Source organism: Otariodibacter sp., assembly GCF_029256985.1.
Classification (GTDB): Bacteria; Pseudomonadota; Gammaproteobacteria; order Enterobacterales; family Pasteurellaceae; genus Otariodibacter.
In genome coordinates, this window is record NZ_JARIDQ010000036.1 from 1 (window position 1) to 15,804 (window position 15,804).

Genomic DNA, 15,804 nt, shown 5'->3' on the forward strand with positions numbered 1-15,804 from the left:
GTTTTATGAAAGCGTTTACAAATTCCATTTGTTTGCAAATGGTTAACCTTTATTTCACTCTGACTTGCCCATAAGCAGGGGATTCAAGTGCAAAGTTTATCACTGACTGTTCAATTTTTTCATCGACACGATTTTTAAGATTGGGGATTTTACGCTTCTGGTTGATTAAAGCCTCTACACCATCTTGTTCTACTGATTGTTGATAGCGATAGAAAGTATCTCGACTCATACCCATTAGTTTACAGGCTTTTGATATGTTGCCAAGTTCTTCAGCTAAATTGAGCAAACCAGTTTTGTGTTTAATTAAAGGATTGTTAGAATAAAACATGAGAGTTTCCTTTTTATTTAGATTAAATTTAGACACTCATATTCTAAACGGGAAACTCTCATTTTTTTAAGTGATTTGTCAAATTAAGTTTGATCTTCTACAGTTACGTTATCAACAACCTATCATTACGATTAAATTTATCAAATTATTTTTCTTTTAGCATTATACCTTGTTCTAATAGCCAGGAGTTTATAAATTTAAACTGTTGTGTCGCAGTTGAACCATTATTGATAAATTCAGTTTGAAGTTTTTTTATTTTTTTTAAAGCTTCTTTGTTCAACTGATCTTTTTTACCATCTTTATACAAGTCTTGTCCTAAGCTTAGGTTTGGTTGAACTTGTTTTTTGATCCAAAATGCACAGTTTGCTTTACATGTATCATGTTCTATTTCAGGGTATTTAATAATTTGATTAAATACTTCGTTTTTAGATTGTGTAAATTTAAAGCCCGCTTCTCTACTAAATTGCTCTACTGAATTTTTCACCTCTTTCATTTTCTGGGTAAGTGAATGTGATTGCTCATCTAAAACTTTAACATCAATATGATTGTTAATTGGTGTTTTTGCTTTTGTATTGGTGTTTGCATTATTTTTCGTAGAAGCGGTAAGATTAGCTAAATTTTTGCCAATATTTTTACTTGCCTTATTATTTAATAGAATTTCTTCATAAGTTTCATCACTCTCTGTTAATGATCTCAGTTGGATTTCTGGTATTTCTGGTAATGGTCTATTAGCCAAATTCAGACTTTTATCTTGCATTAATTGACGATGACTATTGGCATTATTATCACCTAATTTTGCATAAGTTGAATTAGGGATAGTTTCATAGATTGGTTCATTATTTGATTTGATATCACCCTCATCCATTTTAGGTTTTTGAGCTAATGTATAAGTATCTTTATCCTTAGATTGATGGCGTGTATCTGCATTATTATCACCTAATTTTGCATAAGTTGAATCAGGGATAGTTTCATAGATTGGTTCATTATCCAAGCTGATGTCACTTTCACCTGTTTTAGGTTTCTGAACTAACGAGTAATCGTCTTCAATGTTAGATTGGCGACGGGTATCCGCATTGATATCACCCAGTTTTGAATAAGGTGAATCAGGAATCGTTTCATAAATTGGCTCATCATTTGAGTCTGGTTTAACATTATCAAACCCTTTTTTTCCTAATTCGGCAATATCAAGTACTTCAAAATTAAATTTGGTTTTAGCAAAACGATCATTTTTTTCAACGATAGTTGATTTATTTAGATCCTTATTAATATCATTCTCTTTTGTATCTATTCCAGATAATGTAGATTGTTGCTTAGCCTCATAATGTTTTTGTTCAGAACGCCCTCCGCGAATATTAAATTGACTAATACCGTTTTCGTTTATGCCAATACTTGCACCAAAATTACCTCCATCTTGATGATGAGAATCATTGATGTTTTTATGAGTTATGTTTCCGGTTATGGTAAGATCCTTTTGATTGCTTTGATCTACTAAATAGCCACCTTCTAGATGGAGATCTGTAATTTGACCTGTAATGTGCCCAGCAGAAATACCTGATTGTTTCTTAACTTTCTTGCTTGATTCTTGCTCGTAGCCATATCCTCCACTAAGATTCAGAGTTGGTGTAATTTCTAAGACTGTATTGATAGAGCCACCAACAGAAGCCGATGCATTTATAGTAGAATCAGTTCTCTTAAGCTCAGATTGGCGGGAAATAATATTAGTTTTGCCTTCAACATTAGTGTGTAGTTCAGAGGTATTAATATTAGCACCATTGAGATTAAGATCTTTACCTGCATTAATTGTAGTATGCTGCCCATTTAATATACTGTTCTGTATTTCTTTACTGTGGAGAGTGGCGTTTCTTACTGTCATATCGATACCTGTTACTGTTCCAGTAGAACATCCTTGACTCATTACACCACAAGATCCTGTTATTCCATCATATAAACGGAATGTTGAAGATGATTCTTTTTCTTTTTTTTCTGATACTCCAGCATTTAAATGGATATTATCTTTTGCTGTCAATGTAATATTACTTTGCTTATCGCTCTCAACATTATTTAAAGTAATATTACCATTTCTAGAGATTAAAGACGTATTTCCTCCTAGATAACTGCGACTATCTTTACTTTCTGTAATAGAATGAGATGAATTTGAGATTTCAAAAGTACGTTTTGCTGAACCACCAACTAAATCTCCTGTAATGACATTTATAATATCGCTAGCTTGTTGCAAAATTGCTGTTTCATCTTGTTTTAATCCTTTTTGTGCATTTTGAATTTGATTGCTTACGCTAGTTGCGAGATCTGCAATTGCAGAATGAGTTTCAATTTCTACACCTACTTTGAATTTTTTACTATCTTTATGGTAGTCAAATAGATCTTTTTCTTTGGTAGATGAAATTGTATCTGCAGAGAGTGTAAAACCTTTTGAACCAGTGAGTTCATCTTGAATTTTATGTTGTTTATAGAAAGATTCATCTTTTTCACTCATTAGATCTGCAATTTGTTCTGTCGTTAAGGTTTTTATTTCTGTTTTTTTAGGTTTTTTTGATTTGATATCAGCTGTTTCAGACGCAGTAATTTGTTTATCTGAAGAGTTGATATTTACTTCAGATTTATTTTCCTGAGGAAGATTAGTTATCTTTGATTTTTCTTTTGCTTTATTTATGTCTAAGCCACCAATATCAGCATTACCTAAAACATGTAATTCACCTGTTTCTGCCTTGAGTTGGCTATTTTTATGTGTCAATGTTGTTGAATTTTCTGTTTCAGATGTTACAGCTATACCGAGCGATAAACTAGCTGTAGGATTATCACTGGTGTTACTTGTTGTTTGAGTTGCCCCATTGAGATCACTTACGTTGACACTAGATGAGAAACCTAAGGCGCTTGCAATTAAGCCTAATTCTAGAGATGCAGCATTCTGACTCTTTTCGGTGTGTTCAATATGTTTACCTGCTTTAGTATTATATTTTCCTTGTACAATTCCTGTAATTTTTTTAGCTTCGATAGTGCTACCATTTTGGTTTACATCATTTTGAACCGCTAAATGTAAGTGATCAAATTTTACATTTGAACCAACAGAATCTGCAGTTGATTTACTTTCAGATTTAGTTCCAATAACAATTCCAAGGAGTTTTGAACGAATATCTTCTTGAGAGTTAGAACTTTTCACTTCATAAGTATCATTTAAATTGAGATCTTTAGTTTTGACGAAGCCTGTTTTTCCTTTGATATTTCCAGCATTAACATCAATATTATGATCAAGATCTGTTTCTAGGTGTAAATGACCTTTGGATATAATATTAGATTTTTCAACTATAGTATTACCTTTATCATCAGTATATCTTTTCGATGATTGTTCAATACCTTTATGACCAATTAATTTAGCTTTTTTATTAGCAAGGATATCACCTGTATTTTGAATTTTATTTTCGGCTTCTATAGTGATTTCTTTTGCTGCGATCTGATTTTCATTACTGAGATTTTTAACCTGAATATCAATCTTTCTTGCATTAATGACAGAAGTACCTAAACCTTGGTATTTTTTCGCATCATCAAGTGTATCTTTAGCCAAATAAACTTGAGGAACAAAGACTTCATTGCCATTCACTTCAGTTTTCACATACCAGATAATGTCTTCTTTTAAATTGGCTTGTTGGCTTTCTGTTAATGATTCACCAACTTTAAGATCTAAATCTTTAGCTGTAGAATAAGCATTATCCATTAGTCGCTTAATCAATTCTTTATCATTCAAGTTATATTTTAAAGAAAGGTGATTATCGACTTTTTTCTCAATAGTTTGAGTGATAAGTTTATGCTCTAAATAGTTATCTCCAACAACTTTTACAGAACCTTTGTTTGTTGGTTTAGCAATACGATTAAAGAAATAATTCGAACCAATGTAGTCATTTTGATTGATATATTTTGCTCGAGTATGATAGAGCGGATCAACTTCCACTCGTGGTTGATTGATGTTTTCTTTGGGAATAATTCTATTTTTAGCAATCTCTTCTGCTTTTCGTTGTTCCTCAGCAAGCTTCCTTTCATATTCTTTTAATAACTCGGCACGTTTTTCTGCTAATAGTTTTTCGGCCTTACGTTTCTCTTCAGCTTCTTGTAGAATTTTTAGTTCAGCTTGGCGTTTTGTTTCAGCTTCTTGTAGAGCTTTGAGTTCAGCTTGACGTTTCTGTTCATCATGTTCTTTAGCTAATAATTCAGCTTTGCGTTGTTCATCAGATTTTTGTTGAGCAAGTAACTCAGCTTGACGTTGTTGTTCAGCTTGACGTTTTTCTTCTTCTTCTCTTTGTTTTGTTAGAAGTTCAGCTTGGCGTTTTAACTCTTTGTGAATTTTAGCAAGACGTTTTTCTTCTTGCTCTTTTTGTTTAGCTCGAATATCAGCCAAGCGTTTTTCTTTAGCTTTTTTCTTTGCTAATTTTTCTTCCTCTGTTTCTTTTAATAAGTCTTGATCTTCCGCATTTGTATCAATTTTAATTTCAGGTTTTGTTAATTGTAGCGACTGATCAATGAATAAATTAGTATCTGCAAGAAGATTTAATAGAATAGATAAATCAACATCAGATTGAGTATTTACATCATTCTTATTAATAAATGGTTTAAAACTTACATCAGGTATATTAATGGTATGTTGTCCAATATTAAGTTTTTTGTCAAAAGAACCTGTTTCACCGCCTTCTCCATTTACTACATGTTCAATATTACCTGTAATAGAATCCGCTAGGATCTTTGCTTTGGAATCAGGATAGAAATGTACAGGAATATATGTTGCCTTAGCTTTATTCCAATTATCTTTCAAGTTAGTGATAGTTTGATTTTCCCAATTATCACCGAGTACTTTTACTAAGGCGTTTTGTAAAAATGGAGATTGAATATTTTTAAGATCCTTAAGGTACTCTCTAGGATTAGCTTGATATCCACCTGATTTTAAGATTGTGTCATAATTCAAAATGGTATCTAAGAAGTTAGATAACGATGGAAAATCTCGATGTGCGTGACCAGCTAGACCAAAGTAACCGCCGAATAAACCACCTTTTGGTAAAAATCTCAATGTAAGAGGAGATCTATCAAAGAAATCTTTAATCAGATCTTTTTCTTTTGATTTTGCTTTATTTATAATGGTTGCTGTTTTATTGTTATGGAACTCACCTTGAATGTTAATAATCCCATTGTTATAAATACCGCCATTTTCCCCTTCTAAAATATCTTTTTGAATAAACTCTAAACCGCCTTCAGATTTTATTTTACCTACTTTGGCATTTTTTAGCTCAGAATAATCAAACTCATTTGTTCTAGTTTCTAGCGTATAAGAATCTCGTCTTGACCAATTAGGTGAATAAACATGTGAGGATTCATGGTCAGTTGCTTTAGATTTAACATCACCAATGAGTTGTACATCATTGATTAGTTGACGAGTATTAATGATTATTTTACCTTTTGAAATAATTTCACCTAAATTAGTAACATTATAGGCAGCTTCTAATTCAGATATTCCTTCAGAATGCAATGTTCCTTCATTTCTAATGACTGATTTTTGAGATTGAATTTTATAGCCTGATTTTGCACCTAAGAAACCATTATTATATATACCAAATAAGCTAGAAATATTGAGGAACTTACCGCTTGATAGTACACCATTATTTGTTAAATCGTCACTATTGATACTTAAGTCACTCGTAACCTGTAACTCTTCATTTTGAGGAATATCAACATGTGTGGCGTTAATTGTTAGATCATTTCTTGCTTGAGGTACTGCATGAGATGTTGGGTTAAATGTTGTATTATTTAATAAAGTTAAAGAGGCACTGCCATTACTTTGAATTGTACCTAAATTTACGTAGCCATTATCGACAAAGTATAATCCATTCCCTGGATTTTGATTATTTTTACTATTTCCTAGTGTTTCTATATCTAATTTAGCTTCAGAGAGGATATTTCCTGTATTTTTTAGATGCTCTGTTTTAATTTTATTTTGTCTAGATGTGATTGTTCCATCATTAATAAGTTTTTTACTCTCTATTTTAATTTGCGTACCTAAAATAGAAGCATCTTTGTTGATATTAAGACTCTCTTTATTTTTAATCTCAATATGTTTACCTCTAATTTTAGAATTACTTTCTAAATTAGTATTATTTGATGTTATTTGTACTGAATCAGCTTTAATTACAGATTTTTGCTTTGCTGTAGATCTATTACTTTTAATATTTATTTTTTGAGATTCAACCCCTTTTTTAATATTTAAATTTTCAATATTAACCAGATCAATATTTTTCTTGCTTTGTAATTGGTTTACCTCTACTTTACCTCTATTACTTTCTATTTTAATGTCATTTTCAGATAAGATAATTCCTTCATGATGTACACCAGCACCAGTATCAGTTACAATAAAGTTAATATTATTACCGTACATAGCACCTAAATCACTACCGATAATAATATCTTCATTATTATGAATACCTGCAGATGTAACTTTATTGTCTTTTAAATTATATTTACTTGAACCAGCAATAAGGTTAATATCAGAGACTTTACTCGAATCACTACTTCTAATAGCACCTTTTTGTTCAATTTTTTTTGCAACAATATCAACAGTTCTTAAACCATCTGTTAATAATCCATCCTTTTCAATAGTTACTGTACCTTTATTTGTAGATAATTCTAATCCTTTTGTTGGATCGATAATTTCACTTGTAGATGCAACAAATCTATTAGTATTAAATGTTTGTACTCCATTAATAGTAATACCATTAGGATTTACTACTAATAAATCAGCATCTTTTCCCAATATTTCTAAACCACCTTTTAAAGAAGTTGATTCTTTACCTGTTACTTGGGTTAAGATTGCCTTTGCTGCTTCTCCATTGAGGTTAGTATTTTTATCTAAATATCCAACAAGTTTAGAATAATCTTCTTCTTGGTTATTTTTAAATACTGCACCATTATGGATATTAAATTTTTCAAATCTATTATCTGAAATACCATCATTTTCAGGTTTAGCAATATCAACAATAACTACTTTGTTATCTGTTTGTGATATTTTAGTGTTGTTGTTATTTTTATCTAAAATAATATCATCTGCAAAAGAAAAATTTGATATACCTAGCAATGTTATAGGAATAATAATTTTTCCTAATTTTTCTATAGTTAGTATATTGTTAATTAATGTAGAAATTAAAGAAAATTTATAATTAAATTTATTATTAATTTTTTCTTCTTTTATTTTTGGTTCAGATTGATCCTTGACACAACTAATGTATTCAGCAACAGGGACCAAACATAATTTTTTATGACTAAATATAAGTTTGTAACAATTTTTATTCATTTTTTATCTCCTTTTATATTAAAATTTAAGATTAGCATTGAAATAATATTCTTCTTTGCCATTATAATTATTTGGTTTTATTATTGGTTTTCCATAACTTATTGATAAATCTAACTTTCCAATCGTAGTTTTTATACCTAAAATACTTCCTGCAATGGATGTACTTCTATGTAATACTTTTTGATATATCTTACCTATATCAAAACCAAAAAATGGTGATATATATTTAATTAAATATTTTTGTGGATAAAATGGCATAGATAAAGTTTGTGATAAATAAGCACCGCTTTCTCCAGAAAGTATTCCTCCTTTAAATCCTCTAACTGTATATTCATCACCTAATGATAATTGATTATCTGAATATAAATTATAAGGACTATATTGAGCTCCTAATCTTAATTGATAATTAATAATCCTTTTCTTTATCATCAATGGCTTTAACCATGTGATATTTAAGTTTATTAATTTTAAATTTTCGTCTTTAGTATTTTTATATGCTAAACTTTCACCTTTATGCCATTTTATTCCATTAGAGTATGATATATCACTGTATAATTTCCCATTTAGTAAGTTAGTTATATAAGATAATCCAATGCTAATTTTATTTTCTCTTCTATTTGTTATTTTTCTATTTACTATATAGTTAATCTTTTTCTTAAATTCAATTTCACTATAAATAGAAAAAATATTTTCTTGATCTCTGAATAATACTTTACTTAATTTTGAGTTAATAGCTTGAGTCTTACCTCTAGATGAATAATCTCCATTATTACCTGCTAGATTTTTTTTATACCCAGTGTGAGAAAATGTTGTTTCTAATATATAAGATGAAAATGGTTGGGTATAAGTAATTGCATAATTTATCTGATTGTTTTTTTTACTTTTTTTATATAGTCTATACCCACTAGATAATCTCCATGAGTCATTAATTCCTAATAAATCACTCATATTTAAAGAAGTTGTAATTTGATTACGTCCATTCTCATTATTTCCAACACCAGAATTATTAAACCCTAGATTTATAGAAGGAAGTAAATAACGTCTTACTGTTAAGTCTAAATTAGAGTAAGCTTGTTTATCACTTGCTATTACATCGATAGATACTTTTTTATTTGTTGTATTTAATATTTCTACTATTTGATCGATTGAGTGAATATTAAATATGGTATCTTTAATTGTAGGCAATGTACTAAGCATTAACTTATCTTTAATATTATTTGGTTTTTCTCCATCAATATATATTTGATCTACTTTACCCCAATGAATAATTAAAGATAAATTCCCTCCCGAAAAATCAGTAGATTTGAGCCCAATAGCGCTAGTTACATAGCCTTTTTTATATAAAATATCAGTTAAATCTTTTACTAAATATAAAATTTGTTGGTTAGTAAAATTTGTGCCTTCATAGCTTTTAATAATTTGTTTAAAATCAATATAAGGACCTTCTGAATAATCAATAGTTATATTTTTGATGATTGCTTGATTCTCATTTATTGGCTGAATATCTGAATGTATTAATATTGGTTTTTTTTGTTTGAGCGAAAGTAACTTTTCTGCTTGTTCTAGCCCTTTCTCACTATCTTCTATGGTTTGCTTATTCTTTAATCTAATTAACTCTTGGTTCATTGGGCTAGTTTCTTGCGCATTAAGTACAGGTGGTAACAGTGCTACTGCATATAAATAAGAATATTTTATAAATTGTTCTTTTTTTGCCAAAAATGACATATTTACCACCTTAATGTAAATTTAAGTAAGTTGATTGTTTATAGAAAGTAAAATAAATGTGAATATAAGTATTTGTTATATAAATTTTAAATACTAGTACACTATACAATAGAAAACTTATTATTATAAGTCGCTTATTTACAGTAATTTACGATTATATACTTAATAGAAAATAGTTGAAGTCCAACCACTTGTTTATGCTAGAATTTCTTGCATTATTCCTAATATTTGTTATTTACTATGACATATTCCCAATCTTTTATTCATATCCTTCCTCCTCAGCTGACAAATCAAATAGCTGCAGGTGAGGTAGTTGAACGCCCTTCTTCTGTTGTAAAAGAGCTAGTAGAAAATAGCCTAGATGCAGGAGCAACGCAGATTCAAATTGATATTGAAAGAGGTGGATCTCAGCTAATTCGGATAAGAGATAATGGTTGTGGTATAGGTAAACAAGATCTCTCTTTGGCACTTGCTCGTCATGCAACGAGCAAGATTGCTAGTTTAGAGGATTTAGAGTCTATTCTCAGTTTAGGTTTTAGAGGAGAGGCTCTTGCCAGTATTAGTTCTGTTTCTCGTTTAACATTAACTTCAAGACCTGAATATCAAACTGAAGCATGGCAAGCCTATGCTCAAGGTCGAGATATGGAAGTTGAAATTAATCCGGCATCTCACCCAGTCGGTACCACAATTGAAGTGGCTAATCTATTTTTTAATACACCAGCAAGACGAAAATTCCTACGTACGGATAAAACGGAATTTATGCACATTGATGAAATAGTAAGACGAATTGCTTTAGCTAAGCCAAGTGTAACGTTCACTCTTACGCACAATGAAAAAAAAGTACGCTACTATAAGGCAGTTGATAGCCAAAACATTGAGCAACAGCAAAAACGAGTTGCAGCTATTTGTAGTGATGAGTTTATGCAACATTCTGTTCATCTTGATTGGCAACACGATGATCTCCATCTTTATGGTTGGGTTGGATCACCCTCATTACTTAGAACTCAAAATGATCTCAATTATAGCTATGTAAATGGTCGAATGATGCGAGATAAAACAATTAACCATGCGATTCGTCAGGCTTATGGAGAATACCTAACAAAAGATCATTATCCAGCATTTGTGTTATTTCTTGATATTGACCCAAGCCAGGTTGATGTGAATGTTCATCCAGCAAAACATGAGGTACGTTTCCATCAAGGACGCTTAGTACACGATTTTATTTATCAAGGTGTGTTAAATGCACTAGAAAATGATGTATCTTTACCTTTGATGAATAATGTAGCGGAATCTATACCAAATTATACTCGTGACACTAATTATGCGGCATCAGGTAAAAATATTTTTGCACCATCTTATGAAGACGCGAACGAGAAGAGTCAACCTAGTAGATTCTCTGATTATTCTCAGTCAAAGTATACAAAGAATGAAAAACATAGTCGCCCTATGGTTAATGCTAAAGAACAAAAGTTGTATGGGGAATTATTGACTACTGACTCTTATCCTATCGAAAGTAAACAAATTTTTACTCAGAAAAAAGGAAATGTATCGTCAAGTATTGATGAAATACCTGTATCATCACAATATTTGCAAGCATTAGCGATAGTAGAAAATCGAGCCTTATTAATGAAACAAGGGGAAGATTTTTATTTAATTAGCTTAGAAAAATTAGCTCGCTTACAAATTGAATTACAATTACAACAAGTGGAAAAACGAGGGTTATTGATTCCATTGAATTTAACTTTAGATATGGAACAAAAATCTCAATGGGATAAGCTCAAAGAATCCCTTATGCAACTTGGTTTCGATATTCAAGAAAAACAGTGGCAAGGAAAATTACGCCTAACTATTCAGCAAGTACCTTTGTGTTTACGAGAACAAAATTTACAACAATTAATATTGAATGCACTAAATCAACAAGCGGTGAGTTTGACTGAATTTTTTGCAAAACAATTAGTATTACCGACCGCTTGGAGTTTAACTGAAATTGTTCGAATTTTATCTTATGTGGAACAGTACCCTGAAGGAAAAAATGAACTAGATAAGTTAAAGATAAGAGTCAATTTATCTCAATATATGAACCAATTAGACTAAACTTTGGCTAAGTTATCTTCAAAAATGAGGTATATTTCGCATTTTTAAATATTATTTACTGACAAATCAATAGAAATCAGTAGAGTATCGCTTTACTTTCAAAATTTTACATAGAGTAACACTTGATATGAAAGGTGCTTACGAATTACCGAGTGCTTCACCAATTATACGTATATTACAAATTACCGATCCTCACCTGTTTTCTACCCCAGATGGGGAGTTGCTTGGTGTGCCTACGATGAAAAGTTTTCAAGCCGTATTAGATGCCGTTCAACAAGAATCATTTGACTATGATCTTATTTTAGCAACAGGTGATTTAGTTCAAGATCATAATAGAGAAGCTTATCATCGCTTCGGTCAAATGGTTAAACAACTAAAAAAACCATTATTTTGGATTGAAGGGAATCATGATTTACAGCCTCAAATGAGTAATGCTTTGGGTATTTATGCTCAAATTCAGCCACACCGACATATTCTTTTGTCGAATAATTGGCAAATTGTTTTACTTGATAGTCATGTTTTTGGTAAGCCAGGCGGGAAATTGAGTGAACTTCAATTAGCTTGGTTATCTGAAACGTTACGTAATCATTCAGAACGTTATACCTTAGTAGTATTACATCATAATATTTTACCCACAAATTCAGCTTGGCTTGATCAACATAGCTTATCTAATCCAGAACAGCTTGCTGATGTTTTATCTAATTTCTCAAATGTAAAAGCTATTTTGCATGGGCATATTCATCAAGAAGTGGATCAGCAATGGTTAAATTATCGTGTATTAGCCACGCCTTCAACTTGTATTCAATTTAAACCTAACTGTGATAAATTTACTTTAGATATTAAATCACCAGGTTGGCGTGAATTGAATCTTATGCCGAATGGAGTGATAAGAACAATTGTGAAAAGATTAAAAACGGATTGCTTTTTGCCTAATTTTAGTGCAACAGGATATTAATAGCTGATATATAATGCGATAATCTGCTATATCAATGCCATAAACACACTAAAATTAGGAGTGGAATGAATATCAAAAATTTTCGCCGATTATATCGCATTATTCACACTTTCCTCCGTTATGGAATAGACGAGGTTATTCCTGAGATTCCATTAACTCGAACCATACGTCTAGTTAGAAAGTCTTTCTTTTGGATCAAAAATGAGTTTCCAAATGAACCGCTAGGATTACGCCTACGCCTAGCTCTACAAGAATTAGGTCCTGTTTGGATAAAATTGGGTCAGATGCTTTCCACTCGTCGAGACTTATTTTCCACAGAGCTATCAGATGAATTAGCATTATTACAAGATTCTGTAGAAGCTTTTGATGGCAAATTAGCTCGACAAATTATTGAAGAAGCTTTGGGTAATAAACTTGAAATGTGGTTTGATGATTTTGATGAAACTGCTCTTGCCTCAGCTTCTATCGCACAGGTTCATACTGCAAAATTTAACCAGAGCCAATCACTTGCAGGTAAAAATGTTGTCTTGAAAGTTATTCGTCCCGATATTGAAAAGGTGATTAAATCTGATCTTGAATTAATGTATCGTCTTGCAAGTTGGATCCCGCGACTATCTCCTGATGGAAAGAGATTACGCCCAATTGAAGTTGTGCGAGAATACGAGAAAACATTACTCGATGAACTAGATTTACGTAAAGAAATGTCGAATGCTACTCGTTTGCGTAATAATTTTGCAAATAATGAAATGTTATATATTCCAGAAATGTATCAAAATTTGTGCCGCAAAAATGTGATTGTGATGGAACGTATTTATGGGATTCCAGTCTCAAATATTGCAGAACTGGAAGCCAATGGCACAAATATGAAAATATTGGCTGAACGTGGTGTTAAGGTATTTTTTACACAAGTATTTCGTGATAGTTTTTTCCATGCAGATATGCATCCTGGAAATATTTTTGTGAACTATGACCATCCAGAAAATCCTCAATATATTGGGATTGATTGTGGGATTGTTGGGCAACTGAATTATCACGATAAACGTTATTTAGCAGAAAATTTTGTTGCTTTCTTTAATCGTGATTATCGTCGAGTTGCGATTATGCATGTAGAATCAGGTTGGACACCTGAGGATACTGATATTGATGCTTTTGAACAAGCATTTAGAGAGGTTTGTGAACCTATTTTTGCAAAACCTTTATCTGAAATATCTTTTGGAAATGTTCTTTTTAATCTATTTAATGTGGCTCGTAGATTTAATATGGAAGTACAACCTCAGCTTGTGTTATTGCAAAAAACTTTACTTTATATTGAGGGACTAGGTAGACAAATTTACCCACAGCTTGATTTGTGGCAAACTGCTAAGCCTTTCTTACAAGATTGGTTAAACGAACAAGTTGGGATTAAATCAATGTTCCGCCAGATTAATCAACGTTTACCTCAATTTAGAGAACATTTTGCTGAGTTACCAGAATCATTATTTCAAGCATTACACCAGCAGAAACAGATTAATATAAGGCTATCAGAGATTAATCAAAGCCTTAAAAAACAGAGCAATAATGGTAAAAGTACAACTCAACTGATCGTTATTGGGTGTATTATTTTAGGTATATTGTGGAGATTTAATACATTACCTATTTGGTTGAGCGTGGTATTATTAGTCGGATTTTTAGGATTGTTTGTTAGAGAATGTAGTCAAAAAGCAAGCAATGATTAATAAATTTTCGTGTTTTAATTGTTAAAAACTCGTATAATCGACAAGTTTGATTTTATTAACTTTAAAAGAGGTTTTATTATGGGCGGTATTAGCGTTTGGCAACTTCTGATTGTTGCAGTGATTATTCTTCTTCTTTTTGGAACAAAAAAATTACGTAACTTAGGTTCAGATTTAGGTGAATCAGTCAAAGGCTTTAAAAAAGCCATGAGTGATGATGATAAATCAAAAGATGCAGAGTTTGATAAAGTAGAAAAAAAGCAAGCTGAGTCTACTAAAGAACAAAAGGCGAAAGAAAAAGAGCAGGCATAATCCGTGTTTGATATTGGTTTTTCTGAATTATTGCTAATTCTGATTATTGGGTTAGTCGTATTGGGACCTAAACGGTTACCGATAGCGATTAGAACAGTAATGGGGTGGATTGCTACGATCAGAGGATTAGCAAGTAATGTGCAAAATGAATTAGCTCAGGAATTGAAACTACAAGAGCTACAGGAAAGCATAAAAAAAGCCGAAGCACTTAATCTTTCTCAACTTTCTCCTGAGCTGAATGAAACAGTTGAAGACTTAAAACAATCAGCGGAAAAGATGAAAGAGGATCTTGATTCAGCTAAGAAGCAAGCTAAATCTTTAGCTCAAGAAACGCAAGAACAGATAAATGATCTTCAATCTAAAGAAGAAATAGGTCAAAAATCAATTGATAAAGAGTTGTCATCAACTGGTTTGCAAAATAAGCAACCGAACTCACCGCTTGAATTACCTCAAGACAAAGGTAATCCTCCTTCGGGAGAAATTGCTGAGCTTGCAGAAGCAGATGATGATATGTTATCCAAGTATTATCCATTAGATGATGATCTTGCAGTAGTAGATACTCAAACAAAACAGGATAAATCAGATGTCAGTTGAAGAGTCTCAACCACTTATTTCACATTTAATTGAATTACGTGATCGTTTACTTAGAGCTATTATCTGTGTATTGGTCGTATTTGCAGTATTAGTATATTGGGCAAATGATATTTATAGTTTGTTAGCGACGCCTCTGACAGAGCGTTTACCTGCTGGTGCAACAATGATTGCAACTAATGTAGCAACGCCTTTCTTTACCCCAATAAAACTTACGGCAATTGTTGCTGTTTTCCTTTCTGTGCCTTATATTTTATATCAGATATGGGCATTTGTAGCTCCTGCTTTGTATAAACAAGAAAAACGTTTAATTTATCCATTGATGTTTTCTAGTACTTTCTTGTTTTATCTTGGAGTAGGATTTGCTTATTATGTTGTTTTCCCTTTGGTGTTTGGTTTTTTAACGAGTACTGCTCCTCAGGGAGTTACAATTGCAACAGATATTAGTAGCTATTTAGATTTCGTATTGACAATCTTTCTTGCTTTTGGTGTTTGTTTTGAAGTGCCTGTAGCTATTATTTTACTATGTTGGACTGGTATTACGACTCCAGAAGATTTAAAAGCAAAACGTCCATATATTGTTGTAGCAGCTTTTGTGGTCGGTATGTTATTAACTCCTCCAGATATTTTCTCTCAAACATTATTAGCTATTCCGATGTGGCTTTTGTTTGAAATAGGTATATTAGTTTCTCGATTCTATGTTTCTTCGAATGGTGAAGGACAAGAAGATTAATCAAGTATTAAA

The 15,804-nt window shown here is 31.6% G+C and carries 8 protein-coding genes and 1 pseudogene; 6 read left to right on the forward strand and 3 right to left on the reverse strand.

Going from position 1 to position 15,804, the window contains the following annotated elements; translation table 11 throughout:
• Positions 1-58: 58 nt before the first annotated feature.
• The 3 genes and pseudogenes from Q1J40_RS03660 to Q1J40_RS03670 form a co-directional block, all read right to left on the reverse strand.
• Positions 59-328, reverse strand: a pseudogene (locus Q1J40_RS03660) (helix-turn-helix domain-containing protein); the annotation flags it as partial.
• 145 nt (positions 329-473) lie between these two features.
• A complete protein-coding gene (locus tag Q1J40_RS03665) occupies positions 474-7,670 on the reverse strand; it encodes a two-partner secretion domain-containing protein (RefSeq protein WP_301098702.1) in 7,197 nt (2,398 codons plus the stop codon).
• A gap of 18 nt (positions 7,671-7,688) precedes the next feature.
• Positions 7,689-9,395 (reverse strand): ShlB/FhaC/HecB family hemolysin secretion/activation protein, encoded by a 1,707-nt coding sequence (locus Q1J40_RS03670; RefSeq protein ID WP_301098703.1) that lies wholly within the window; start codon positions 9,393-9,395, stop codon positions 7,689-7,691.
• Positions 9,396-9,635: 240 nt separating this feature from the next.
• Here Q1J40_RS03670 and mutL point away from each other — a divergent pair, with 240 nt between their 5' ends.
• From mutL to tatC, 6 genes are all read left to right on the forward strand, one after another.
• Positions 9,636-11,489, forward strand: a complete 1,854-nt coding sequence (gene mutL / locus Q1J40_RS03675; RefSeq protein ID WP_301098704.1) for a DNA mismatch repair endonuclease MutL — start codon at positions 9,636-9,638, stop codon at positions 11,487-11,489.
• A 127-nt stretch (positions 11,490-11,616) separates the two neighbouring features.
• Entirely contained in the window at positions 11,617-12,444 is an 828-nt protein-coding gene (cpdA, locus tag Q1J40_RS03680) for a 3',5'-cyclic-AMP phosphodiesterase (RefSeq protein WP_301098705.1), read from the forward strand.
• A 65-nt stretch (positions 12,445-12,509) separates the two neighbouring features.
• Entirely contained in the window at positions 12,510-14,159 is a 1,650-nt protein-coding gene (ubiB, locus tag Q1J40_RS03685) for a ubiquinone biosynthesis regulatory protein kinase UbiB (RefSeq protein ID WP_301098706.1), read from the forward strand.
• Positions 14,160-14,237: 78 nt separating this feature from the next.
• Positions 14,238-14,468: a Sec-independent protein translocase subunit TatA gene (gene tatA / locus Q1J40_RS03690; RefSeq protein WP_301098707.1), complete on the forward strand. Its 231-nt coding sequence runs from the start codon at positions 14,238-14,240 to the stop codon at positions 14,466-14,468.
• 3 nt (positions 14,469-14,471) lie between these two features.
• The gene (gene tatB, locus Q1J40_RS03695; RefSeq protein WP_301098708.1) at positions 14,472-15,062 is read left to right on the forward strand and encodes a Sec-independent protein translocase protein TatB; all 591 of its coding nucleotides are present in this window, start codon (positions 14,472-14,474) and stop codon (positions 15,060-15,062) included.
• Positions 15,052-15,792 (forward strand): twin-arginine translocase subunit TatC, encoded by a 741-nt coding sequence (tatC, locus tag Q1J40_RS03700; protein WP_301098709.1) that lies wholly within the window; start codon positions 15,052-15,054, stop codon positions 15,790-15,792. The genes tatB and tatC overlap by 11 nt, the downstream gene beginning before the upstream one ends.
• The last annotated feature ends 12 nt before the right edge of the window (positions 15,793-15,804 follow it).